Source organism: Plantactinospora siamensis (assembly GCF_042434095.1).
In the GTDB taxonomy this organism is placed as follows: domain Bacteria; phylum Actinomycetota; class Actinomycetes; order Mycobacteriales; family Micromonosporaceae; genus KBS50.
The window spans coordinates 1-3,529 of the sequence record NZ_JBHLUE010000027.1; the positions used below are offsets into that span (position 1 = coordinate 1).

Sequence of the window (3,529 nt, forward strand, 5' to 3'; positions counted from 1 at the left end):
GCCCAGCGGGGGGCGCTCCTACGGTCATCCGGACCGGGTGTAACCACGACCCGCCCGCCACCATTCCCCAACCCGGGGGTCAGGGCCGGCCACCGCGGAGGGAGGGCCGGCCACCGCGGAGGGCTCGGCGGGGGTTCGACAAGCCCGAGGCGCGGGGCGCTCGGCGGGTACTGCGGCCGTGGACCCGGTACAACGTCCGGGCCCCCACACCGATTCCAGCCAACCCGACAAACCGGGCAGCCCCCGAGTGCCGGCCACCACAGACCACCACCAAAGCGGCCGCAAACCCGACACCCGGAACATCGCGCCCGCGGCCCCGGACGGATCCCCCTTGATCAACACGATGTCAGCGCAGGCGGGCGGCCGGACCGGACACACCCCCCAACCACGCCGACACCGCCGCCGGGCCGCGGGCCTCCGGGAGAGAACCGGGTCACCGGAGGCTGACATATATCGAACTGCATCTCTATAACGTATGGTGGCTGCAGGAGAATGACGCCCCACCTGATCCGCCGGCGATCGGCCCACAAGGGTTCCGGCCAGTCGCACCGGCGACCCAGCCGGCCGCTCGCCGACCCACCGGCCCGGCGGGTGTATCCCGCCGCCGGACACCCTCGGGTCGAGAACGATTCCCGGCGCGATTGTCCGCTTTCAGGAGGATCCGATGTTGATATGTCAGCCCGGTCCCCGACCACAGTTGTTAGCGATAACAGGAGCGATGGTCCGGGCAGGTCGCCGCCCCCGGCGGGCCCTCGTGCTGCTGGCCGCGCTGCTGCTGGGACCGGTGCTCGGTGCGAGCACGGCGACCCGGGCCGCGGCGGCCGCCCCGGCATCCGGGTCGAGTTTCCCGACGGTGCTGGCGGCGTCGGCCCTGAGCGTGTCCGCCCCGCTGGCGGCGTCGATCGCCACACCCCCCATGGGCTGGGCCTCCTGGAACAGCTTCGCCGCGCAGATCAATTCGAGCGTGATCCGGGCTCAGACCGACGCGCTGGTGTCCGCCGGATTGAAGGACGCCGGCTACCAGTACGTGAACATCGACGAGGGCTGGTGGCAGGGCACCCGCGACGCGGCTGGGAACATCACGGTGGACCAGAACGAGTGGCCCGGTGGGATGCAGGCCATCGCCGACTACATCCACAGCAAGGGCCTCAAGGCCGGCATCTACACCGACGCGGGCCGCAACGGCTGCGGCTACTACTACCCGACGGGCCGTCCGGCCGCGCCGAACAGCGGCAGCGAGGGGCACTACGACCAGGACTTCCTGCAGTTCTCCCGGTGGGGCTTCGACTACGTCAAGGTGGACTGGTGCGGCGGCCAGGCGGAGGGGCTCAATCCGCGCAACACGTACCAGGCGATCAGCGACGCGATCGGCCGGGCGACCGCGCAGACCGGGCGGCCCATGGTGCTGTCCGTCTGCGACTGGGGCGCCGGAAACCCCTGGGACTGGGCGCCTGGCATGTCGAACCTGTGGCGGACCAGCGGGGACATCATCTACTTCGGCCAGTCCCCCGACCTCAACCGCGTGCTGGCCAACTTCGACTCGGCCCAGCACCCGTCCGCGCAGAGCCCGGGGCACTACAACGACCCGGACATGCTGATCGCCGGCATGCCCGGCTTCAGCGCCGCGCAGAACCGCACCCACCTGGGCCTGTGGGCGATCTCCGGCGCTCCGCTGCTCGCGGGTAACCGGCTCGACCAGATGAGCGCCGAGACCCGGGCGATCATGACCAACCGGGAGGTGATCGCGGTCGACCAGGACGCGCTCGGCAGGCAGGGCGTCAAGGTGGCCGAGGACAGCTCCGGGCTGCAGGTCTACAGCAAGGTGCTGTCCGGGACCGGGCGCCGGGCCGTACTGCTGCTCAACCGCACGGCCGGCGCCGCGACGATCACCGCCCGCTGGTCGAGCCTCGGGCTCACCGGGTCCGCCGCCGTCCGCGACCTGTGGACCGGGACGGATCTCGGCAGCTTCGGCGCCGGCTACTCCACCAGTGTCCCGGCCCACGAGGCGGTGCTGCTCACCGTCGCCGGGACCGACGGCAACAGTCCGCCGCCGAGCGGCGGGCGGCAGATCGTGGGCGGCCAGTCCGGCCGCTGCGTCGACGTGCCCAACTCCAGCACTGCCAACGGCGTCCAGGTCCAGCTCTGGGACTGCGGGACGGCCGCCAACCAGTCCTGGACCTATCCGGCGGGCGCGCAGTTGCAGGTGTACGGCAACAAGTGCCTCGACGCGTACAACCGGGGCACCGCCAACGGCACCCAGGTGGTGATCTGGGACTGCAACGGCCAGACCAACCAGCAGTGGAACGTCAACGCCAACGGCACCATCACGGGCGTGCAGTCCGGACTGTGTCTGGACGCCAACGGCGCCGGCACGGCCAACGGAACCAAGCTGATCCTCTGGTCCTGCAACGGCCAGAGCAACCAGCGGTGGAGCCTTCGTTGACACCTCCGGATCGCGGTGGCGCCCCGGGTCGGACCGGGGCACCACCCGTCCGGGGCGTCAGAGCAGGAGTCCCCCGGTGGCGCGGATGTTCTGACCGGTGATCCACCGCGCGTCGGGGCCGGCGAGGAAGGCCACCACGGCCGCGATGTCGTCGGGCTCCCCGAGCCGGCCCAGCGCGGTCATGGCGGCGGACCAGGCCAGTCCCTCCGACGAGTTGACCTCGCGCAGCAGCTCGGTGTCGGTGGCGCCGGGCGAGACCGTGTTGACGGTGATGTTGCGATCAGCGAGCTCCCGCGCCGCCGTGGCGGTGACCTGTTCCAGCCCGGCCTTGCTGGCGCAGTACATGACGTGACCCGGCCCCGGAACCGCGGTGCTCAGCGTCGAGATGTTGATGACGCGGCCGTTGTCGCGCAGGACGGCCGCCGCCGAGGCCAGGGTCAACAGGGGGAACTTCAGGTTCACGGTCATCACCCGGTCGAACTCGGCGGCCGTCAGGCCGGCGATCGGGGTCGCGGGGTTGATGGCCGCGTTGTTGACGAGGATGTCCAGGCCGGCACGCACCGGTTCGAGCATGGCGGGGATGGCACCCACGTCCTCCTGATCCGCCTGGACCGCGACGGTTCCGGGGAGCTGACCGACGAGTTCGTCGGCGGCCGCGCGACTGTTCCGGTAGGTGAACACGACCCGGGCGCCCTCACCCGCGAGTCGCCGAACAATCGCCCGGCCGATGCCGCGGGAACCGCCGGTCACCAACGCTGTCTTTCCGGCGAGGCTCACCCGCGCAGGCTACCCGGCGGCGGGCTTGGCCGGCGGCCCGCGGCGGCGCGCCGCCCAGCCGGCCCCGGGCGGGCACCCGCACGCGCATTCCGGTTCCGGCCAGGGCCGGCCCGACAGCCGGCCGGCCCGGCTCCGGGTTGGTCCCGGAGTCGGGCCGCGCAGCTGCCCGGGTGCGGTGGCCCGGGTCAGCCGGTGGTGCAGGGGCTGCCGTTGAGGGTGAAGGAGGTGGGTGCGGCGGTGTTGCCGGTGTGGTTGGCCTGGAAGCCGAAGGAGACCGAGCCGCCGGGGGCGATGGTGCCGTTGTAGCTG

Annotated in this window: 3 protein-coding genes; 1 reads left to right on the plus strand and 2 read right to left on the minus strand. The window is 71.9% G+C overall.

Annotated elements, in window-relative coordinates; all coding sequences use genetic code 11:
* The first annotated feature begins 718 nt into the window (after positions 1–718).
* The gene (locus tag ACFFHU_RS28465) at positions 719–2,443 is read left to right on the plus strand and encodes a glycoside hydrolase family 27 protein (RefSeq protein ID WP_377343513.1); all 1,725 of its coding nucleotides are present in this window, start codon (positions 719–721) and stop codon (positions 2,441–2,443) included.
* Between the two features lie 57 nt (positions 2,444–2,500).
* Here the strand turns inward: ACFFHU_RS28465 and ACFFHU_RS28470 are convergent, their stop codons facing one another.
* Together ACFFHU_RS28470 and ACFFHU_RS28475 are read right to left on the minus strand one after the other, a co-directional pair.
* Complete coding sequence (locus tag ACFFHU_RS28470; RefSeq protein WP_377343515.1) at positions 2,501–3,220, minus strand: SDR family oxidoreductase; 720 nt, start codon at positions 3,218–3,220, stop codon at positions 2,501–2,503.
* 185 nt (positions 3,221–3,405) lie between these two features.
* Positions 3,406–3,529, minus strand: a 124-nt coding sequence (locus ACFFHU_RS28475) for a cellulose binding domain-containing protein (RefSeq protein ID WP_377343516.1), incomplete at its 5' end; no start/stop codon positions are given.

What these genes read in the sequence shown, in the direction of transcription:
- ACFFHU_RS28465 (WP_377343513.1), top strand. Translation starts at nt 719, where the DNA reads ATGGTCCGGGCAGGTCGCCGCCCCCGGCGGGCCCTCGTGCTGCTGGCC.